This is a genomic window from Kribbella sp. NPDC049227 (genome assembly GCF_043197265.1).
Taxonomy (GTDB): domain Bacteria; phylum Actinomycetota; class Actinomycetes; order Propionibacteriales; family Kribbellaceae; genus Kribbella.
This window is the reverse complement of sequence record NZ_JBICST010000005.1, coordinates 307,596-326,446: the sequence shown is the minus strand read 5'-3', so window position 1 is coordinate 326,446 and position 18,851 is coordinate 307,596. Positions and strand designations below refer to the sequence as shown.

The following is an 18,851-nucleotide window of genomic DNA, read 5'->3' as shown; positions in this document are numbered from 1 at the left end:
ATCTCGACAGGAGGTGTCGACCGATCGCAGCATTGCGCCGCGCTCGCTGAGCGTGGGGGGGCGTCTGCCCGGCCCGACACCTCCTGTCGAGATGCACCTAGATCGGAATGCCCGGAAGGCCGGGGGTGCGCGGTGCCTTGAGGTCCCGGCGTACCAGGACAGTCAGGCAAGCAGCGCCGGCGCAAAAGATGGCTGCGAACAGCCAGAAGTTGTAGGCCACGCTCGGCGACAGGAAATCGGCGAGGACGAAGAGCGCGATCGCGGAGAAGAGCCCGACGAAGAGCAGTCCTATGCTCAGAACGATGGTGGCATCCATGGCCGGGGTCGCGCGGCGGTGTTGCAGCCGCCAAGCGCAGGTGACGATGACTAGCAGGCCGCAGGAGGCCAGGACCAGCGCCACGATGTCAGGCACGCTCCCGCCGACCGGAGCCCTTTCGGTCTGCTGGGCGGCCCCGTTGGCCGTGATCTCCGTCAGCCGGCCGCGCCAGATCGTGCCGGTCACGTGCTCGCCCTCGTCGAGTTGATCGAGGACGGGACCACTGTGGGGGTACCCCGTCTGCCACCTGGCACCGGATGCGCCGGTCAGGACCGCGCTGCGGTCGCCCGTCTTGTACTCCGGGACGACGTGGATGTCGGACACGGTGAACTCCTCCGTCCACCGGCATTCGGCCGGTGTCTGCGGAGCGGTCGAGCAGCGCGGCGCATGCTCGTAGGCGTGTAGCTCGCGGGCGTCGTCCGGCGCCACCACTGTGCCGAGGTCGGTAGCGGCACCGACCAGGGCAACCCCGCCGAGGAGAACGAATATCGTCGTGACGGTTCTGTCGAGGATCCCCACGGCTCAATGATGCGCTCGACAGAGCTCGGGGTTGTGTCCCCCTGGTGTGATGCGCGCGACACGCGTCGAGGGCCGTCCCTAGCGCGCGTCGAAGACCTTCGCGATCAGGCTCAGAGCCTCGCGCAGGAGCTCCGGCGGCATCACGAGCGGCGGCAGGAACCGCAGTACGTTGCCGTAGGTCCCCGCGGTCAGCACGACCATCCCCTCCGCGTGACATGCTCGCGCGATCTCCCCGGTCGCGATCGGATCGGGCTCGCCGGAGCTGTCGACCAACTCGACGGCGATCATCGCGCCCCGCCCGCGGACATCGCCGATGATGGGGTGCCGCTTGGCCAGGTCACGCAGCGCGGGCAGCATGATCTCGCCGATCTCCCGTGCCCGCGCCGGCAGGTCCTCGTCCTCGATCATCGAGATCGCCGCCAGCGAAGCCGCGCACGCCACCGGATTCCCGCCGTACGTGCCGCCGAGACCGCTGGCGTGCGGCGCATCCATGATCTCCGCGCGGCCCGTCACGGCCGCCAGCGGCAGACCGCCCGCGATGCCCTTCGCCAGTGTGATCAGATCCGGTACGACGCCCTCGTGCGAGCACGCGAACAGGTCGCCGGTCCGCCCGAACCCGGTCTGGATCTCGTCCGCGACGAACACCACTCCCGCAGAACGGCACCACTCGGCCACCGCAGGCAAGAACCCGGGAGCAGGTACGACGAACCCGCCCTCGCCGTGGATCGGTTCGATCACCACGCAGGCCACGTTCGACGCACCGACGTACTTCTCGATCGACGCCACCGCGCGGGCCGCGGCCTCCGGTCCGCTCAGCCCGTCCCGATACGAGTACGACGTCGGCACTCTGTACACCTCCGGCGCGAACGGGCCGAACCCGTCCTTGTACGGCGCGTTCTTCGCCGTCATCGCCATGGTAAGGTTGGTCCGCCCGTGATACCCGTGGTCGAACACCACCACCGCGTTCCGCCGGGTGTGGGAGCGGGCAATCTTCACCGCGTTCTCGACCGCCTCGGCGCCAGAGTTCAGCAGCACGGACCGTTTCTCGTGGTCCCCGGGCGTGATCCGGTTCAGCGCCTCGCACACCTCGAGGTAGCCGGCGTACGGCGTGACCATGAAGCAGGTGTGGGTGAACCGGGCCACCTGCTCCTGGACGGCGCTCACCACCCGCGGTGCCGCGTTGCCGACGTTCGTGACCGCGATCCCGGAGCCGAGATCGATCAGCTGGTTGCCGTCGGCATCCACCACGATCCCGCCGCCGGCCTCGGTGACGAACACCGGCAGGGCGATCCCGATCCCGCGCGCGACCGAGCGCCGTACCCGCGCCATCAGCTCGGTCGACCGAGGCCCGGGAATCTCCGTGACCAGCTTGCGTTCCTGCGTGACCGTCATCGTCCTGCCCCCAATGATTCCGCGTCGCCTGAGAGTCGTTGTGCCAGCCAGACCGGGATCACCGAGAACACGATCAGCGCGGCCGCGACCACGTTGACGATCGGCGCCTGGTTCGGCCGGAACAGGTTGTTGAAGATCCAGATCGGCAGCGTCTGCTGGTTCGCGCCGGCCGTGAATGTGGTCACGATGATCTCGTCGAACGAGAGCGCGAACGCGAGCAGCCCACCGGCCAGCAGCGCCGACCGGATCAGCGGGAACGTGACCAGCCGGAAGGTGGTGAACCCGGACGCACCGAGGTCCGCCGACGCCTGCTCGAGATGTACGCCGGTCCGCCGCAGCCGGGCGATCACGTTGTTGAACACCGTCACGATGCAGAACGTCGCGTGCGCGATGACGATCGTGCCGAACCCGAGTTCGAAGCCGAAGATGGTCCGGAACGCGTTGTTGAGCGCGATCCCGGTGACGATGCCCGGCAGCGCGATCGGCAGGATCACCAGCAGCGACACCGAGTCGCGGCCGTAGAAGCTGAACCGCTGCAGCGCGAACGCGATCATCGTCCCCAGCACCAGCGCGATCACTGTCGCCACGAGCCCGACCCGCACGCTCACCCAGAGCGCGTCCAGCGCGCCTTGGCTCTCGGCCGCCCGCCGCCACCACTCCAGCGTGAAGTCGCGCGGCGGCCAGGCGAACGTCTTGTTCACGTTGAACGAGTTCACCAGCACCAGCAGCAACGGGATGTAGATGATCGCGAGGATCACGATGGTGAGGATCCGCAACACCATCCTGGTCGGTCCGGAGATCGTCATCACAGGCTCTCCATCGCTCCGGTACGGCGTACCGCGGCCAGGTATCCCAGCATCACCACGACCGGGATGGTGGCGACCGCGGCCGCGAAGGGCAGATTGTTGGCCGCGCCCACGTTGTCGTACACAACGTTGCCCAGCAACTGGTTGGTGCCGCCGACGATCCGTACGGCGATGTAGTCCCCCAGCGTCAGGCTGAAGGTGAAGATCGACCCGGCCACCATGGCCGGCACCACCACCGGAACGACCACCCGCCGGATCGTCTGGGTGGTCTTCGCACCGAGATCGGCCGATGCCTCCAGCAACGAATCCGGCAGCCGTTCGAGGCCGGCGTAGATCGGCAGGATCATGTACGGCAGCCACAGGTAGGCCAGCGTCACCACCGTCGCGGTCAGGCCGAACCCGGGCGACCGCAGCCCGACCGCCTCGAACATCGAGGACACCAGCCCGCCCTCGGCGAACATCCCGCGCCACGCGTACGCCTTGACCAGATAGCTGGCCCACAAGGGCATCAGCACCGCCACCAGCAGGAACCGGCGCAGCCCCGGGCGCGCCACCTTCGACATGTACAGCGCGATCGGGAACGCGACCACCGCATCGATCACGGTCACCAGGAGGGCGACCCCGATCGTGCGCAGGGCGATGGTCCGGTACACGTCGACGGTGAACAGCGTCCGGAAGCTGTCCAGCGTCCACTCCCGCTCGATCAGCCCGGTGAAGCTGTCCTGCGACCAGAGGGCGGTGACGAACAACGCCGCCAACGCCCCCAGGTACGCAACCCCGAGCCACAGGATCGGCGGCCCCAGCAACAACCCCAACCGAACCCGCGGATGCCGGTGCAGACCGCTCATCGGACCGGTCGCGGGGAAGCTCCGTCATTCGAGGTGGGAAGGACCCGCGACTGCCTCCCTTCGAGAGTCAGGGAGTGTCCGTGCCGGCTGATTGGATGGATCTCGTGTCCAGGTTCCGGCTGTACCCGGCGTCCGCTCAGCAGACCTGTTTCGTCTGCGGGCACTGCGCACCGGAGAACCGTGAGAGCCAAGCGGTCTTCCAGTGCGCCGCCTGCGGACATCGGGCGAACGCGGACGTGAACGCGGCAGTCAACGTCGCGGCCGGACGGGCCGTCAGCGCACGCCGAGAGACGCCTGTACAGGTCTCGCCGAAGCGTGAACCTCAACTCACTACCTCCGCGTAGTAGTTGGAATCTCTGCCCTTGCGGCGGAGAGGACGTCAACCCTTGATCTGGGTCCAAGCCTGGGTCCAGCGGCTGTAGTCGGTGCACTTGACGTCGGTGCGGCCGTCGAGGCACTGCTCGATCGGGGTGGTCCAGTACCAGATCTTCTCGGAGTAGGCCTGGTCACCCGCGTGGAACGTCGTGCAGTGGTTCTTGTCCGCGGTCTGCGCACACGCCTTCGCGTTGGCCGGCGACTCACCGAAGTACTCGGCCACCGCCGCGTTCGCTGACGGGCTGACGATGTGGTTCATCCAGAGGTAGCCGCAGTTCTTGTTCTTCGAGGTAGCGCTCAGCATCCAGGTGTCGGACCAGCCGGTCACGCCCTCGGTCGGGACGGTGACCTGCACCGGGACCTTCTCGCCGGTGGCCACGTTCGCGATCACCTGCCAGGTGGTGCCGACCACCGAGTTGCCGCTGGTGAACGCCTGCACCTCCTTGAGGTAGTCCGACCAGTACTCCGACACCAGCGTCTTCTGCTGCTTGAGCAGATCCACGGTCGCGGTGAACTGCTTCTCGTCCAGCGCGTACGGGTTCTTGATGCCCAGATCAGGCTTCGTCGCCATCAGGTACATCGCGGCGTCGGCGATGTAGATCGGCGAGTCGTACGCCGTGACCGCACCCTTGTACGGCGAGTTCGCGTCGAAGACCACGCCCCACGAGGTCGGCGCCGGCGTCACCTTGTCGGTCCGCCACATCAGCAGGTTCGCGCCGTACCCGTGCGGTACGCCGTACATCTGGCCCTTCACCGAGTTCCACGGCCGGTCCTTGAGGAACGGGTAGACATCGGCGTAGTTCGGGATCAGGTCGGTGTTCACGGGCTCCACCTGTCCACCCGCGATCAGCCGCAACGACGCGTCGCCGGAGGCGGACACCACGTCGTACTGCCCGGTCTTCATCAGGCTGACGGCCTCGTCCGACGTACCGAACGTCTTCACCGTGACCTGGCAGCCGGTCTCCTTCTCGAACGACGAGACCCAGTCGACCTTCGGGTCGTTCGAGCCGTCCTCGGCGTACCCGGGCCAGGCCAGCACACTGAGCTTGCCCTCTCCGGCTCCGAGCGTGTCGAGTTGCTTCAGGTCCGGCGGGGTGAACCCACTCGTCCCGGCCGCCCCGTCACCGGAGCTGTCGTCGGAACCACCGGACGTCCCGCACGCTGCCAGGATCAGAGCGAGCACTGCCAGGCTCGCCGCCGCACTGAGTCTCTTCATCGAAGCTCCTTGCCAAAGGGTTGGGGCGGTGGGGACTTGCTAGGCGGAACCGCCGATCTCGACGGTGTGTTCGCGGCGCCAGGTGAGGCGGACCTGGGCACCCCGAAGCGCGAGCTTGTCCTGCACCGAACCCTCCTGGTTCTGCTGCAGGACGATGAGCGAGCCACCGGCGTCCAGGTCGACCACGGTCTGCGTGGCCGAGCCCAGATACACCACTTCGCGGACCACACCGGTGGCGGTACAGCTCCCCGGGCCGGCGGCGGCGTCCCGGGTGTGCATGTCGATCTTCTCGGGCCGGACGGTGAACAGTCCCGGCGTACCGAGGACGGCGGATGCGACGTCGCCCTCGAGCAAGTTGGAGGTACCGACGAACCCGGCGACAAAGGCGCTCGCCGGGTGCTCGTACAGCTCGGCCGGACCGGCCAGCTGCTCGATCCGGCCGCCGTTGAACACGGCGATCCGGTCGCTCATCGTCAGCGCTTCCTCCTGGTCGTGGGTGACGAACACGAAGGTGATGCCGACATCGCGCTGCAGCGCCTTGAGCTCGAGCTGCATCTCGCGGCGCAGCTTCAGGTCGAGGGCTCCGAGCGGCTCGTCCAGCAACAGCAGCTTCGGGCGGTTCACCAGTGCCCGGGCCAGCGCGACTCGTTGCCGCTGGCCACCGGACAGCTGGCTCGGCCGGCGGTCCCCGAACCCCTCCAGCCGGACCGTCTCCAGCGCCTCGAGAGCCCTGGTACGGCGCGACCGCCGGTCGACACCTTTCACCCGCAACCCGTACTCGACGTTCTGCAACACACTCATGTGCGGGAACAGCGCGTAGTCCTGGAAGACCGTGTTCACATCCCGCGCGTACGGCGGCCGCTCGGTGACGTCGACGCCCCCGAGCAGGATCCGGCCCTCGGTGGGCGCCTCGAAGCCGGCGATCATCCGCAGCACCGTGGTCTTGCCCGAGCCGGACGGGCCGAGCATCGAGAAGAACTCGCCCTCGGCCAGGTCGAGGTCGACACCGTCCACCGCGGCCACCTCGCCGAACGTCTTCCGCAGGCCGCGCAGGCTGACCGCCGCCACCGTGTCCGGCGGCGTCTCGGTCGTCACCTGCTCACCCAAGCTCGTCATCCGATCGCCGACATCACGTGCTTGACCCGGGTGTAGTCCTCGACGCCGTACAGGGACAGGTCCTTGCCGTGGCCGGAGTGCTTGAAGCCGCCGTGCGGCATCTCGGCCACCAGCGGGATGTGGGTGTTGATCCAGACGCAGCCGAAGTCGAGAGCCGCGGACATCCGCAGGGCCCGCGAGTGGTCGGTGGTGAACACGCTCGACGCGAGACCGAAGCGCACGCCGTTGGCCATCCGCAGTGCCTCGTCCTCGTCGGCGAACGACTGCACGGTGATGACCGGACCGAACACCTCGTCCTGGATCATCTCGTCGTCCTGCCGCAGCCCGGTGACGACGGTCGCGTCCAGGAAGTAGCCGTCGGCAAGGGCTCCGCCGGACCGCTCGCCTCCCAGCGCGATCGAGCCGTGCTCGGGCATCCGGGCCAGGAACCCGTGGACCCGGTCCAGCTGCAGACTACTGTTCAGTGGGCCGAACAGAGCGTCGCCGTCGTTCGCGAGTCCTGGGCGCGCATTCGACCGTGCCCAGTCGACCAGGGTCTGCACGAACTCGTCGTGCACCGAGGCGTCGACGATCACCCGGCAGGCCGCCGTACAGTCCTGGCCGGCGTTGAAGTAGCCGCCGACCCCGATCGCCTCGGCTGCCGCCGCGAGATCCGCGTCCGCGAAGACGACGGCCGGTGCTTTGCCGCCGAGTTCGAGGTGCGTGCGCTTCAGGTCGAGCGCCGCCGTACTGGCGACCTCGGAACCGGCGCGGGTCGAGCCGGTGATGCTGACCTGGCCGGGGACCGGATGCGCGACCACGGCCTGCCCGGTCGCACGGTCACCGCAGACGACGTTGAACACGCCGGGCGGCAGTACTTCGGCTGCGAGCTCGGCGAGCATCACCGTCGTCACCGGCGTGGTCTCGGCCGGCTTCAGGACCACCGTGTTGCCGGCGGCAAGCGCCGGACCGAACTTCCAGACCGCCATCATCATCGGGTAGTTCCACGGCGTGATCTGGCCGACGACACCGATCGGCTCGCGGCGGACCCAGGACGTGTGACCGGCCAGGTACTCACCCGCGGACTTGCCTTCGAGCAGTCGCGCGGCGCCGGCGAAGAAGCGCAACTGGTCGACCATGACGTCCAGTTCCTCGGTCCGGGTCAGCTCGAGCAGCTTGCCGGTGTTCTCCGACTCGGCGGCGACCAAGGCCTCTGCCTCGGCCTCGACCCGGTCGGCGAACCGCAGCAGCGCGCGTTGCCGCTCACTCGGTGTGGTCCCGGCCCAGCCCGGCGCGGCGGCGTCTGCCGCCCGATACGCCGCGTCCACGTCCTCGTCGCCGGACAGTGGCGCCGTACCGAAGACCTTGCCGGTGGCCGGATCGACGAGCTCGCTGGTAGCGCCGCTGAGCGCGTCTCGCGGTGTTCCGTTGATCAGATTCCGCACAGTTCGCATCGCGCACACTCCCGTGGCCGGGGGACTGTCTCTGGTGGCCGTAAACATATGAAATCAGATGTTAAAGTTCAAGACATCGGTGAGAATGTTCCGGAGTTGTGTCCGGGTGACCGAGGAAGGGTGGGGGCGGGATGGCGCTGCGGTTCTACGGCAGTGGCGCGGCGGCGGTGTTCGCACCGCTGGAGACACTGAGCCGCTCGGAACTGGTAGAGCGCCGCCTGACCGACGCGATCGCGCTGGGCCTGCTCCCGGACTCGGAGCAACTGCCGGGCGAATCCGACCTGGCCGGAATCTTCGGCGTCTCCACCACCACAGTGCGCGAAGCCCTGTCCTCACTGCGGTTGCGCGGCCTGATCCACACCCGGCGTGGGCGGGGCGGCGGCAGCTTCGTCCGGGCCCAGGAGGAGATGTCCGCCGCGATCGTCCGGGACCGGCTGGAGGAGTTGAGCCTCGCGCAGCTTCGCGATCTCGGCGACCACTACAGCGCCATTGCGGGTACGGCGGCCAGACTCGCGGCCGAGCGGGCGACACCGGACGACGTACAGCGGCTCGGCGGAGTCTGCGACAGCCTGGAGAACGCGGAAGGTCTCGGCGCCCGTCGCCGGGCGGATGCCCAGTTCCACATCGAGGTGGCAGCGACCGCGCAGTCCACCCGGCTGTACCGCGCCGAGGTGAGCCTCCAGGCAGAGGTCGGCACGCTGCTGTGGCTGGCGTTCGGCGACGACGAGAGTCACCGCCGGACCGTGCAGAGCTGCCGGGACGTCGTCGCGGCGATCGAGCGAACCGACGGCGACGCCGCACGCACGGCCGCGGAGGAACGCGTCGCAGACTCGACGGCACGGCTGATCGACCTCAGACTGGCCCTGGAGGACTGATGAGTACTCACCTTGCGTCAGATGCCGGAGTCGATGCCGTCCTGGAGCAGGTCGGCGGCGTGGTCGGCGAGGCCTTCGGGCTCGCGGACCGGATCGCCGCGGACGTCGGTGCCGTGTTCACCGATCAGGCGACGGTCCGGCGCGGCGACCTGGGTGCGGTCACGACGCTGGTGGGTCCGGCGCTCGAGGATCCGGACGGACTGATCCAGGGCGCGGGATTCGTCGCGGCCGTCGACACACTGGCCGACTCCCGCTGGTGGCTGGAGTGGTTCATGCTGAGCAACGGTTCGGCCGAGCGCCTGATCGTCGACACCGATCCACGCGGCGAGAACTTCTATGACTACGGTTCCCTGCCCTGGTACGACGTACCGCGGACCACCGGCCGCCGCCACATCACCGGGCCGTACGTCGATTACCTCTGCACCGACGACTACACCCTGACCTTCACCGTGCCCGTCGTGGTGGACGACCGGTTCGTCGGCGTGGCCGGCGCGGACGTCCGTGTGTTCACCTTCGAGAAGGCGATCCTGCCGTGCCTGCGGGCAACCCACCGGAAGGTTGCCATCGTCAACGACCAGGGACGGGTCGTGCTGAGCAACAGCGCCCACCACGTGAGCGGGACGCTGCTGCGCGCACCGTCACCGTCGTACCGGATCGAGGATCTGCCGCTGTCGGTGGTCGAGCTCAGCTAGGCAGATACGTGTCCAGGTAGGGATTGCGGAACTTGCCGGCTGGGTCGTACTTCGCCGCGAGCGCGATGAAGTCGGGCACCTTGGGGTAGCGCGCCCGCAGCAAGGCCGCATCGGCCGCGAAGACCTTGCCCCAGTGCGGCCGCACGTCCAGCGGGTCGAGGGCCTCCTCGAGCGCGGTCACGACAGGATGTACGGCGGCCTCGTCCTGGATCCAGGTGAAGTGCAACGCGACAGTGTCCCGACCCTGGCTCGGGCTCAGCCACAGCTCGTCGGCGGCGATCGTGCGTACCTCGGACACCTGCAGGACCGGCGTGAACTGGTTGCCCAGGGCCCGCAGTACGTCGAACGCCTCGGCGGCCCGTTCGCGCGGGACGAAGTACTCGGACTGCAGTTCGTCGCCGTTGCTCGGGGTGAACTCGAGCCGGAAGTGCGGGAGCCGCTCGTTCCACGGACCTGGTACGCCGCCCTGTTGAGTGGCGTAGTCGGCCGGCATCACCTTGATCGGATGACGGGGGCCGTCAGCAACCTTCGCGCCCAGCCACTCTGCCTCGATCGGCACATCACCACGCTGCTTGCGCCACACCATCACGTCCGGATCGACCCAGTCCGTGAAGGCGCTGACGCTGTAGGCACTGCCCATCACCGCGGCGAAGTCCGACCTCAGCCGCTCCACCGGCAGACCGTCGTACACGACCTGGCTGATCTGGTACGACGGCTGGACGTCGAGCGTGAGGCTGACAGTGACGCCGAGCGCACCGAGGGAGATCACCGAGCCGGCGAAGTCCGGGTCGGCACGAGTGAGCGTGACGAGCTCGCCGGACGCGTCCACGAAGGTGATCGCATTGACGGCGTCCGCGAGTGGACCGTTGGTGTCGCCGGAGCCGTGGGTGCCGGTGGAGCAGGCACCGGCGACCGAGATGTGCGGCAGCGAACCGAGGTTGTGCAACGCGAGTCCCTGGGCCTGCAGGCCCGCCGTGATCTCGCCGTACCGAAGCCCGGCGGAGACCGTCACCCCGCGCTCGCCGACCTCGATCACCTGCGGCAGGTCCGCGACACTGACCAGCGTGCCGGTGCTGTCGGCGATCCGGTTGAACGAGTGTCCGGTGCCGAGCACGCGCACCTTCTCACTCGACGCCACGATCTCCTGCAGTTCCCCCACCGACCCCGGCCGCTGCAGTGCACTCGCGAAGCTGACGTTTCCCGCCCAGTTCGTGACATTTGTCATGAAGTACACCTTCCTCGCGCGCCGGTCCCGGAACGACTCTCGCACATCACCAATGGTTGGAGGTTGACGGTCTTACCCATTGGAGAGGAACTAAGTTGCGCCCCAAACTGTCCCGTCGCCGGGCTTTCACCGCCCTCGGCCTGGCGGGTGTCCTGGCCACCGGCACCGCGATCACCGTCGCGGTCAAAGGCCCATCGCAGCCGGCCACGGCCGCCACCACGACCGCCGTCACGGCCACGCGCGCCATCAGTTGTGACACCAAGGCCGGCGGCAAGCACTTCTACGACGGCCCGTCGGCGTCGGCGAAGTACGACGCCCGGTTCAGCGTGAGCGCCGCGCTGCCGCGGCTGGCGTCGTACACCCCGCAGGGCATCGGCACCTGGTGGAACTGGGACGGCAGCAAGAACCTGCTGCTGGTCACCATGTACCGCAAGGGCTCGAACTCGGTCATCGTCGGCATCGACCCGGCCACCAACAAGGTCGTCGGCGACGTCGCGATCGCGGCGACCCACGGCGGCGGCATCACCACCGTCTACGGCTGGGCCTTCGTCCAGGGCAGCACCAACGGCATCCGCAAGTACAGCCTGGCCACGCTGCGCGCCGCGATGAAGAAGGCCGGCACGCCGTACGTGAAGGCGACCGGCTCCGAGCGCAAGGTGTACGGCGCGTCGTTCCTGACCAGCTACGGGGACTCCCTGTTCGCCGGGAAGTTCAACGACAAGGGCCGCGACAAGATGTACGAGTACAAGATCAGCAGCAACGGCACGCTGACCACGATCAACAAGGCCTGGGAGATCCCGACCAAGACCCAGGGCCTGCTGGTGACCAAGTCGCACTTCATCTACAGCACGTCGTACGGGCGGGACAAGCTGAGCAACCTGTACGTCGTGCGCCGCGGGCAGCCGGACCTGGACAAGGCGAAGCTGAGCTGCTTCCGGGCGCCGAGCATGTCCGAGGGGCTGACCGAGTACGGCGGCCGCGTGTACGAGGTGTTCGAGTCCGGGTCGTACCTGTACCGGTCCGACCCGAAGACGAAGAACGTGATCACCCACCTGCACAAGGCATCGATCTCGTCACTGACCAGCCTGGCGTGAGCGAACGGGCGCCATCAGATGGTTTGATGGCGCCCGATGCTCATCTCGTTCGGAATCGCCGGGTTCTGGTTCCTCGTCTTCGCGCTCAGCTTCCTGCACGACCGGCGGCTGTTCCGCAACGGGATCTTCCTGGTCCTGACACTGATGTTCGCCGGGCTCGGGGTGATCTTCGCGCTCGACTCCGTCAGCGGCACCGCCGCGCGCTGGCTGGTGCTCGCGATCGTGGTCGCCATCCCGGTGGCGATCGTGGTGCTCGCGATCTTCCTCGTGGTCAACGGCGTGACGATGCTGCGCCGGGAGGGCCGCCGGCCGGCCAACCTGCTGTCACTGCTCGCGGGGCTCGGCATCATCGGACTCGTCGTGTTCGGCATCGCGGTCCAGCAGCTCAGCTGGGAACCGCTCGATGCGGTGCGGTCGATCCTGATCGGGGTGCTCACCTACATCTCGTTCCTGTTCGTGTGTTTCCTCGCCTACGCGTTCGTCTACAGCCGGGTGCGCTCGTCCCGGAAGGTCGACTTCGTCGTCGTCCTCGGCTCCGGGCTGCGCGGCTCGCGCGTCCCGCCGCTGCTGGCCAGCCGGCTCGATCGGGCGAAGCAGGTCTACCTGCGGGCCGTGCGCAGGGGCCGCTCGCCGATGATCATCACGTCCGGCGGCCAGGGCCCCGACGAGGATGTGCCCGAGTCGCACGCGATGGCGTCGTATTTGATCGAGCGTGGTGTGCCGGAGGACCGGATCCTGTGTGAGGACCGGTCGACCAGTACGACGGAGAACCTGACCTTCAGCCGGGAACTGATGGTCAGCCGGGTGCCGGCGTACCGCTGCCTGATCGTGACGAACAACTTCCACGCCTTCCGGGCCGCACTGACCGCTCGCAAGGTCAAGGTCAACGGCCAGGTCGTCGGCTCCCCGACCGCGGCGTACTACTGGCCGACGGCAACGATCCGCGAGTTCGTCGCGATCCTCTACTCCCACAAGTACATCAACGGCGGCATCTGCCTACTGATCACCACCGCGGCAATCCTGCAGCACGTCTAGGACCAGAGTTCGAACGGCTCGTCGATGTCGTCCCCGGCCAGGAACGGCGTCAGCAGTCCCGGCAGGTTGCGCGGGTAGAACACGTCCTGACTCGCCACCACGTCGGCGATGGGCCACCAGCGGAAGCCGAAGTAGTCCTCTTTCTCGTAGTCGAAGCGCTCGGTCTCGTCGACATCCGGTCCCGGCCTGTCGAGCCTCACCTCGCACACCACCTCGTGCTGGAGGTGCCGTACGTTGCGATGGCGGAACGACGCCGTACGTCGCCAGGTCGGCGTACTCACCTGGTCCGGGGTCACCTTGATCCCGGTCTCCTCGCGCAGCTCGCGGAGCGCGGCGTCCAGCGGGGTCTCGCCCTCGTCGATGCCACCGCCGGGCAGCTCCCACCACTCGCCCAGCTCGGGCGCGGTCACCTCACGTGTGTGGAAGAGCAGGATCCGGTCCTTGCTGTCACGGACGACGACGCGGACCGCGTCCCGCTCGAGGATCGGCAGATCCTTCGGTAACTCGATGATGGGCACCTCCGTTGTCAGCGCAGCATCAGGACTGCGGCAGTGATTCCAGCCAGGACGATCAGTACACGGAGCAGACCGCTGGGGAGGCGGCGGCCGATGTGGGATCCGACGTACCCACCGACAACAGAGCCTGCGGCCAGGAGGGCGGCGGCGGTCAGGTCGAGGTCGGCGACGAAGACGAAGATCACGCTCGCGACGAGGTTCGCGGCCAGCAGGGCCAGGGTCTTGAGGGCGTTGACGATCCGCAGTTCCAGGTCGAGGCCCAGGCCGAGCACGGCCATCATCATCACGCCGGCGCCGGCGCCGAAGTAGCCGCCGTACACGCCGGTAAGTGCGGTGAAGAAGGTCGTCGTCGGTGACATCGTCGTCTGCGTCCCGGCCGGATGCTCGCGCCGGGACCGGAGCCAGGTCGAGATCCACGGCTGGACGCCGACGATCAGACAGGTGAACAGGATCAGCCACGGCGCGGCGGCCGCGAACACCCCGGGCGGCAGCGCGAGCAGCAGCGCGGCACCACCGATCGCCCCGATCGCGCAGGTCAGGACGACGGCGATCGTGTTGGCGCGAGGCACCTCACCGATCTCACGCCGATAGCCGAACGAGCCGCTGATCGCGCCCGGCAGCAGGCCGATCGTGTTCGACGCGTTGGCGACCACCGGCGGGATTCCGAGTGCGATCAGGACCGGAAAGCTGAGCAGCGATGCGACGCCGACCGTGGAGGTGAGCATCCCCGCGCCGAGTCCGGCGGCCACCACCGCCAGATGCTCCAGGCCGGTCATACGCTCGTCCTCGTCTCGTCCATCACCCGCCAGCCAATCACGATCCCGGCGTTCGGCCCGGCACAATCTCACCGTGCAGCCGCGCCGAGACGAGGATCACGTGGCCGGTCAGCCGCTGAGACAATCGATTGCTGGATGATCCCGGCGCAAGGTCGACCGCGGTGGGTGAACAGTCCGCTACGGATCGAACTACCGGCTCACTCGGCGGTCGCCGAGGTCGCGGAGTAGGTCAGGATGCGGCGGCGAATCGCTCCATCTCGCCGACGATCTGGTCCAGCGGTGCCGTCCCGTCCAGTTCCAGGTCGGACGTTGCTCGCAGCAACGGTTCTACCGACTCTTTGAACTCGAGGCTGCGGGCGAGTTCCTCCGGATCCTTTCCGTAGCTGTTGGTGGTCCGATGGGTGAGCCGTTCGGCCATCACCTCGGCGGGGACGCTGAGCAGTACGACGCCGGTGAAGCGGTCGCGGAACACGCCCATGTTCCGCGCGCACCCACTGACGATGAGAACTCCGTCACCGTCGTCCGCCAGCAGCTCCCGGACCCGGTCCTCCCGCCACTGCCAGTCCTTCCCCGGCTGCGACGGCGTGGGACCGGAACCGTCCGCGCTGTCGACCCACTCCGACCACTCCGGCGAATCGAGATCCACGGCGCGGTGACCCAGTTCGGCCAGGCGCGCCACCACTGTGGACTTCCCGACGCCGGACACTCCGGTCACCAAGATCCGCTTCATCGCGCCAGGCTAGTGCCCAGGCGAGCCAGCGGAGACAGACTCAGGAACAACGGCGACAGGAACATGCCCGCGGTGGCCAGGAGAAGTGCGATCCGGATGCCGAACCCACCGGCCACAGCTCCGCCCAGGAGTGCGCCGAGCGGGGTCAGTCCCATGCCGAGGAAGTTGATCGTGGCGACGACCCGGCCCTGCACCGGCAGCGGGGTGATGGCCTGGCGGATCGCCGTCACCGCGACATCGACGGTTTGACTGAAGGCGCCGTACAGGACGTTGATCGCGATCAGCGCGGCGACGGTCGCTGGACCGGAACCGTGCAGGGCGGAGGTGGACAGCATGACGACATCGGAGATGAGGGCGGCGAACACCACGACCCGGCCGTAGCCGAACCACCTGGGCAGCCAGCTGGACACGAGCGATCCGATCAGGACGCCCGGGCCGAAGGCAGCCAGGACCAGGCCAACGACGGCACTCGGCAGATCCAGCGTGCGGGCGAGGAAGAGCAGGTAGACGGTGGTCAGCGCGGTGAAGGAGAACTGGTAGATGCAGGTCGCGGTCGCCACCGCCCGCAACGAACCATCGCGGACCACGATCCGCAGCCCCTCCCTGATCTGCCGGCCGAGACCGGTCGTCACGCTCGGGGGTGTGCTCGTCAGCCGGCGGATGCGCCCGATCGACAGGCTGGAGACGGCGAAGAAGGCCGCGCTGGCAAGGACGGCGATCGGGGCGGTGAGCAACGAGACCAGCCCGCCACCCAGCGCCGGTCCGCAGATCTGCGCGGCCGATCGGGTGGTCTCCACCATACTGTTGCCCTGAGCAAGTTGGTCGCGGTCGACGAGCCGCGGGAGCGACGCCTGGTACGCCACGTCGAAGCACACCGTGAACACTCCGGCCGTGAACGCCACGACGTACAGGAACGGCATCCCGAGCATCAACCCGATCGGGACCGCCGCGAGCACCAGCGCGCGGCCGAGGTCGGCGTACATCATCATGGTGCGGGATCGCCAGCGGTCGACCAGCACGCCGACGAACAGTGAGCACAGCAGGATCGGCACCTGTTGCACGGCCCGGAGCGCGCCGAGGTGCGCGGCGCTCGCCCCGAGCGAGGTCACCGCCACCAGCGGCAGCGTCACCTGACTGGCGTAGGCACCGAACTGTGAGGCGGTCTGGCCGAGCCAGAGCCGGAGGAAGTCACGATCGGCCCAGAGCGTGGGCGCACGAAAAGACAGCGGCACGAGAAGGAGTCCCTTGAGACACCCGGGTACGGCGATACCCGGGCAGGCGAAACTCGCTGTGCCGCTCAGTGGAAGCAGCACGCGATGACGGCTGAGGTCAACGCGTGCGTGATCTGCCGACCATGTCCCAACTCCTCGAGGTCGGACCTGAGCTTACCCCGGCCCGCCGCGGACGTCAGCGGACTTTTACGGCGGCGGCCGCGCTCTTGCCGAGGTTCCGGCCGTCGCCGACCTCGACGTGGTAGCTGACGGTCTGACCGCTGCGGACAGCGGTGTCGGTGAAGGTCTGCACGGTCGGCTTGGTCCAGGAGTAGGAGCTGCGCGACCAGCTCGCGACCTTGGCGGTGCCGCGGTACAGCACGTAGCTCAGCGCGATGTTGTCCGTGTCGACCACGGTGGTGAAGCTGACCGCCGTCTGGTTGGCTCGGGTGCTGGAGACCTTCGGCGCCGCTGGCACGGCCGGCTTGGCGCCGCCGGGAGCGTTGTCGAACCGCGTCAGGCCCTGCTGGGGTTTGCCGTTCACCGTGGTGAAGTCGCCGCCGACCCAGAGGTCGTTGCCACCGGACGCGAACGCCAGCGGTCCGACCAGGGTTTCGCCGCCCGCGTCGGTGTTCGGGTACCACGGGCCGAGCTTGCCGGTGATGGCGCTCTCCACCAGCAGGTGGTGCATGCCGGTCTTGTCCGGGAAGCCGCCGTCCTTGCTGCAGTCGTGCGCGTGCGAGCCCTTGTAGAGCCAGTTGCCGATCACCTTGATCGCCTCGGTCGCACCCAGGCACTGGCTCTGCCACAGCAGCTTGCCGGTCGTCTCGTCCGCGGCCAGGACGCCGTCGTAGCAGCCGATCCCGCTGCCGGCGTTGGCGACGAACACCCGGCCGTCGGCCGTGTCGATGTCCCTCACCCGGCTCATGCAGTCCGGCGACGGTTCGGGAATGGCGTCCGCAGCCGGCATGTCGAAGACCGCACCGGTCGTCGGGTTCACCATCGCCAGGGCCCAGTGGTCCTCGCCGTTCAGCTCACTGAAGCCACCGCCGACAAAGACGCGGGTGCCGTCGTCGGACGGCTTGAGCGCGTACACGTCGTTGTCCGCGTCCGGATCCCACGGCAGCAGCGCACCGGTGCTCAGCGCGACGGCTGCCACCCGGTTGCGCACCGCCTTGTCGACCCGCTGGAACGAGCCGCCCAGGTAGACGGACGTGCCGTGGATCGCCAGTGCCGCGACCCGGTAGCTCACCGCCGGATCCCACCCGGCCACAAGCTTGCCGGTGGCAACACTGAACATCGCGATGTGCTGCCTGGCCACACCGTCGACGGTGGTGAAGTCACCGCCGACCACGACCCACTTGCCGTCCGGGGAGGTGGCGATACTCCAGACCGCTCCGTTGAGCTTCGGCGCGAAGGCGGTCGGCGTCCCTGTGGTCCGATCGAAGGCGGCCAGATAGGTGCGGGCCGCTTCCCCCTGCCCCTCTACCTTGCCGGGCTGCCGGATGCGAGTGAACAGTCCGCCGGCGTACACCGTGTCACCCGCGACGGCGAGCGCGTTCACGCTGTCGTTGGTCTGCCACGTCACCTTCCCGACCGCGGACACGGCCGACCCGAACCCCGGCATCGCCGCCGCAACCGGCGGACCCGACGGAACCAGCGCCGCGGCGACCACCGCCGCGCCCGCGACAACTGCCAGAACAGCCTTCTTCATCGACGCCCTCAGCCCCCTGAACCGGCGGGCCGCTCAGGCCCGTGACTTTCTGCCACGACACGATAACTGTCAGCTCAGGCCGTCCCGACAGCGCCTCGGGTTGCACTCCGATAGTTAGTTGGCTAAGTTTTCTGATTAGCCGACTAACTATCGCAAGAGGAGCGGGTCATGGAACTGGGGCTGAACGACGCGGCGGTGTTGGTGACCGGTGGGTCTTCGGGAATCGGGCGGGCGACCGCCGTGGCGTACGGGCGGGAGGGGGCGCGGGTTGCGATCAGCTACAACTCGCGGAAGGACGCCGCGGAGGAGGTTGCGGAGGAGATCGAGGCAGCCGGCGGTACGGCGTACGTCGTACCGATGGATCTGAGGGAGCCGGAGACGATCGCGGCCGCGGTCGAGGCGACGGTCGGTCAGTGGGGTGGGCTGGATGCCGTGGTGGGGAACGCGGTCGACTGGGGCAACGCGGGGTTTCATGATCGGCCGACGAAGATCGAGGACGCCAAGCCCGAGTGGTGGATCCCGGTCATGCGGGCGAATCTCGAGGGGAACTTCCACCTGGTTCAGCAGGTCGCGCCGGCGCTGCGGCGGTCGGCGCACGGGCGACTCGTGCTGATCTCCACGGACCTGGCCGAGCGCGGGATGGCCGGCGCCTGGCCGTACAGCGCGGCGAAGGCCGGTCTGCACGGACTGGTCGCCAGCCTGCAGCACGATCTCGGGCAGGACGGCGTCCTCGTCAACGTCGTGATGCCCGGCATCACCTTGGAGAACGGCGAGCACCGGGTCCTGCCGAAGCCCGCGGTGGATCAGCTCGCCACCAGGTTCAGCGCCCGGCGGCTGCCCGAGACCACCGACCTGGCCGACGCGATCGTGTTCCTCACCTCGCCGCGGACCAGGGCGATCCAGGGCGAGATCCTGCGCGTCACCGGCGGTTCGCTGCTGCCGGAGTAGCGCGGCGCGGCGCGC

Annotated in this window: 19 protein-coding genes; 6 read left to right on the top strand and 13 right to left on the bottom strand. The window is 68.2% G+C overall.

The genetic code is table 11. From position 1 onward, the window contains the following. Positions 1 to 97 precede the first annotated feature (97 nt). The 4 genes from ACGFH6_RS23775 to ACGFH6_RS23760 all read right to left on the bottom strand — a co-directional run bounded on the left by ACGFH6_RS23775 (position 98) and on the right by ACGFH6_RS23760 (position 3,881). Entirely contained in the window at positions 98 to 835 is a 738-nt protein-coding gene (locus ACGFH6_RS23775) for a hypothetical protein (RefSeq protein WP_393387555.1), read from the bottom strand. 78 nt (positions 836 to 913) lie between these two features. Continuing rightward, complete coding sequence (gene gabT / locus ACGFH6_RS23770) at positions 914 to 2,227, bottom strand: 4-aminobutyrate--2-oxoglutarate transaminase (RefSeq protein WP_393387553.1); 1,314 nt, start codon at positions 2,225 to 2,227, stop codon at positions 914 to 916. Further along, positions 2,224 to 3,033: an ABC transporter permease gene (locus ACGFH6_RS23765; protein ID WP_360453295.1), complete on the bottom strand. Its 810-nt coding sequence runs from the start codon at positions 3,031 to 3,033 to the stop codon at positions 2,224 to 2,226. Before ACGFH6_RS23765 ends, gabT begins: the two co-directional genes overlap by 4 nt. Further along, entirely contained in the window at positions 3,033 to 3,881 is an 849-nt protein-coding gene (locus ACGFH6_RS23760; RefSeq protein WP_393387549.1) for an ABC transporter permease, read from the bottom strand. Before ACGFH6_RS23760 ends, ACGFH6_RS23765 begins: the two co-directional genes overlap by 1 nt. Before the next feature lie 95 nt (positions 3,882 to 3,976). On the opposite strand from ACGFH6_RS23760, the gene ACGFH6_RS23755 reads away from it, so the two are divergent. After that, complete coding sequence (locus ACGFH6_RS23755) at positions 3,977 to 4,225, top strand: zinc ribbon domain-containing protein (protein ID WP_393388745.1); 249 nt, start codon at positions 3,977 to 3,979, stop codon at positions 4,223 to 4,225. A 35-nt stretch (positions 4,226 to 4,260) separates the two neighbouring features. On the opposite strand, the gene ACGFH6_RS23750 is transcribed toward ACGFH6_RS23755, so the two are convergent. From ACGFH6_RS23750 to ACGFH6_RS23740, 3 genes are read right to left on the bottom strand one after another with little or no spacing between them, the layout of a single operon-like run. Continuing rightward, positions 4,261 to 5,472, bottom strand: a complete 1,212-nt coding sequence (locus tag ACGFH6_RS23750) for an ABC transporter substrate-binding protein (protein ID WP_393387547.1) — start codon at positions 5,470 to 5,472, stop codon at positions 4,261 to 4,263. A 39-nt stretch (positions 5,473 to 5,511) separates the two neighbouring features. Next, positions 5,512 to 6,567: an ABC transporter ATP-binding protein gene (locus ACGFH6_RS23745; RefSeq protein WP_393387544.1), complete on the bottom strand. Its 1,056-nt coding sequence runs from the start codon at positions 6,565 to 6,567 to the stop codon at positions 5,512 to 5,514. Between the two features lie 17 nt (positions 6,568 to 6,584). Then, positions 6,585 to 8,021, bottom strand: a complete 1,437-nt coding sequence (locus ACGFH6_RS23740) for an aminobutyraldehyde dehydrogenase (RefSeq protein ID WP_393387541.1) — start codon at positions 8,019 to 8,021, stop codon at positions 6,585 to 6,587. 131 nt (positions 8,022 to 8,152) lie between these two features. Between ACGFH6_RS23740 and ACGFH6_RS23735 the strand changes: the two genes are divergently transcribed. Both ACGFH6_RS23735 and ACGFH6_RS23730 read left to right on the top strand, forming a co-directional pair. Then, positions 8,153 to 8,896: a FadR/GntR family transcriptional regulator gene (locus ACGFH6_RS23735; RefSeq protein ID WP_393387539.1), complete on the top strand. Its 744-nt coding sequence runs from the start codon at positions 8,153 to 8,155 to the stop codon at positions 8,894 to 8,896. Continuing rightward, positions 8,896 to 9,588: a cache domain-containing protein gene (locus tag ACGFH6_RS23730; RefSeq protein ID WP_393387536.1), complete on the top strand. Its 693-nt coding sequence runs from the start codon at positions 8,896 to 8,898 to the stop codon at positions 9,586 to 9,588. Before ACGFH6_RS23735 ends, ACGFH6_RS23730 begins: the two co-directional genes overlap by 1 nt. Here ACGFH6_RS23730 and ACGFH6_RS23725 read toward each other — a convergent pair. Beyond that, a complete protein-coding gene (locus ACGFH6_RS23725; RefSeq protein ID WP_393387534.1) occupies positions 9,581 to 10,813 on the bottom strand; it encodes a D-arabinono-1,4-lactone oxidase in 1,233 nt (410 codons plus the stop codon). The two genes, ACGFH6_RS23730 and ACGFH6_RS23725, sit on opposite strands and share 8 nt — an antisense overlap. A 95-nt stretch (positions 10,814 to 10,908) precedes the next feature. On the opposite strand from ACGFH6_RS23725, the gene ACGFH6_RS23720 reads away from it, so the two are divergent. Together ACGFH6_RS23720 and ACGFH6_RS23715 are read left to right on the top strand one after the other, a co-directional pair. Beyond that, on the top strand, positions 10,909 to 11,907 hold the full coding sequence (locus tag ACGFH6_RS23720; protein ID WP_393387531.1) for a hypothetical protein: 999 nt from the start codon (positions 10,909 to 10,911) through the stop codon (positions 11,905 to 11,907). Between the two features lie 36 nt (positions 11,908 to 11,943). Beyond that, positions 11,944 to 12,942 carry a YdcF family protein gene (locus ACGFH6_RS23715; protein WP_393387529.1) on the top strand — a complete coding sequence of 333 codons (999 nt, stop codon included), beginning with the start codon at positions 11,944 to 11,946 and terminating at the stop codon, positions 12,940 to 12,942. Here ACGFH6_RS23715 and ACGFH6_RS23710 read toward each other — a convergent pair. From ACGFH6_RS23710 to ACGFH6_RS23690, 5 genes are all read right to left on the bottom strand, one after another. Then, the gene (locus ACGFH6_RS23710; RefSeq protein ID WP_393387527.1) at positions 12,939 to 13,460 is read right to left on the bottom strand and encodes an NUDIX hydrolase; all 522 of its coding nucleotides are present in this window, start codon (positions 13,458 to 13,460) and stop codon (positions 12,939 to 12,941) included. The genes ACGFH6_RS23715 and ACGFH6_RS23710 overlap by 4 nt on opposite strands. Before the next feature lie 8 nt (positions 13,461 to 13,468). Continuing rightward, a complete protein-coding gene (locus tag ACGFH6_RS23705) occupies positions 13,469 to 14,233 on the bottom strand; it encodes a sulfite exporter TauE/SafE family protein (protein ID WP_393387524.1) in 765 nt (254 codons plus the stop codon). Positions 14,234 to 14,462: 229 nt separating this feature from the next. Next, positions 14,463 to 14,963 carry an AAA family ATPase gene (locus ACGFH6_RS23700; RefSeq protein WP_393387522.1) on the bottom strand — a complete coding sequence of 167 codons (501 nt, stop codon included), beginning with the start codon at positions 14,961 to 14,963 and terminating at the stop codon, positions 14,463 to 14,465. After that, entirely contained in the window at positions 14,960 to 16,195 is a 1,236-nt protein-coding gene (locus tag ACGFH6_RS23695; protein ID WP_393387519.1) for an MFS transporter, read from the bottom strand. Before ACGFH6_RS23695 ends, ACGFH6_RS23700 begins: the two co-directional genes overlap by 4 nt. A gap of 175 nt (positions 16,196 to 16,370) precedes the next feature. Further along, positions 16,371 to 17,888 (bottom strand): fibronectin type III domain-containing protein, encoded by a 1,518-nt coding sequence (locus ACGFH6_RS23690; RefSeq protein ID WP_393387517.1) that lies wholly within the window; start codon positions 17,886 to 17,888, stop codon positions 16,371 to 16,373. 168 nt (positions 17,889 to 18,056) lie between these two features. Here ACGFH6_RS23690 and ACGFH6_RS23685 point away from each other — a divergent pair, with 168 nt between their 5' ends. Then, positions 18,057 to 18,836, top strand: coding sequence for an SDR family NAD(P)-dependent oxidoreductase (locus tag ACGFH6_RS23685; RefSeq protein WP_393387515.1), 780 nt, complete (start codon positions 18,057 to 18,059; stop codon positions 18,834 to 18,836). Positions 18,837 to 18,851: the final 15 nt, after the last annotated feature.

Coding starts and splice junctions, on each gene's coding strand:
- ACGFH6_RS23715 (WP_393387529.1), top strand. CDS start 11,944: ATGCTCATCTCGTTCGGAATCGCCGGGTTCTGGTTCCTCGTCTTCGCG.
- ACGFH6_RS23725 (WP_393387534.1), bottom strand. CDS start 10,813: ATGACAAATGTCACGAACTGGGCGGGAAACGTCAGCTTCGCGAGTGCA.
- ACGFH6_RS23730 (WP_393387536.1), top strand. CDS start 8,896: ATGAGTACTCACCTTGCGTCAGATGCCGGAGTCGATGCCGTCCTGGAG.
- ACGFH6_RS23755 (WP_393388745.1), top strand. CDS start 3,977: ATGGATCTCGTGTCCAGGTTCCGGCTGTACCCGGCGTCCGCTCAGCAG.
- ACGFH6_RS23740 (WP_393387541.1), bottom strand. CDS start 8,021: ATGCGAACTGTGCGGAATCTGATCAACGGAACACCGCGAGACGCGCTC.
- ACGFH6_RS23750 (WP_393387547.1), bottom strand. CDS start 5,472: ATGAAGAGACTCAGTGCGGCGGCGAGCCTGGCAGTGCTCGCTCTGATC.
- ACGFH6_RS23760 (WP_393387549.1), bottom strand. CDS start 3,881: ATGAGCGGTCTGCACCGGCATCCGCGGGTTCGGTTGGGGTTGTTGCTG.
- ACGFH6_RS23700 (WP_393387522.1), bottom strand. CDS start 14,963: ATGAAGCGGATCTTGGTGACCGGAGTGTCCGGCGTCGGGAAGTCCACA.
- ACGFH6_RS23685 (WP_393387515.1), top strand. CDS start 18,057: ATGGAACTGGGGCTGAACGACGCGGCGGTGTTGGTGACCGGTGGGTCT.
- ACGFH6_RS23735 (WP_393387539.1), top strand. CDS start 8,153: ATGGCGCTGCGGTTCTACGGCAGTGGCGCGGCGGCGGTGTTCGCACCG.
- ACGFH6_RS23765 (WP_360453295.1), bottom strand. CDS start 3,033: ATGACGATCTCCGGACCGACCAGGATGGTGTTGCGGATCCTCACCATC.
- ACGFH6_RS23705 (WP_393387524.1), bottom strand. CDS start 14,233: ATGACCGGCCTGGAGCATCTGGCGGTGGTGGCCGCCGGACTCGGCGCG.
- gabT (WP_393387553.1), bottom strand. CDS start 2,227: ATGACGGTCACGCAGGAACGCAAGCTGGTCACGGAGATTCCCGGGCCT.
- ACGFH6_RS23690 (WP_393387517.1), bottom strand. CDS start 17,888: ATGAAGAAGGCTGTTCTGGCAGTTGTCGCGGGCGCGGCGGTGGTCGCC.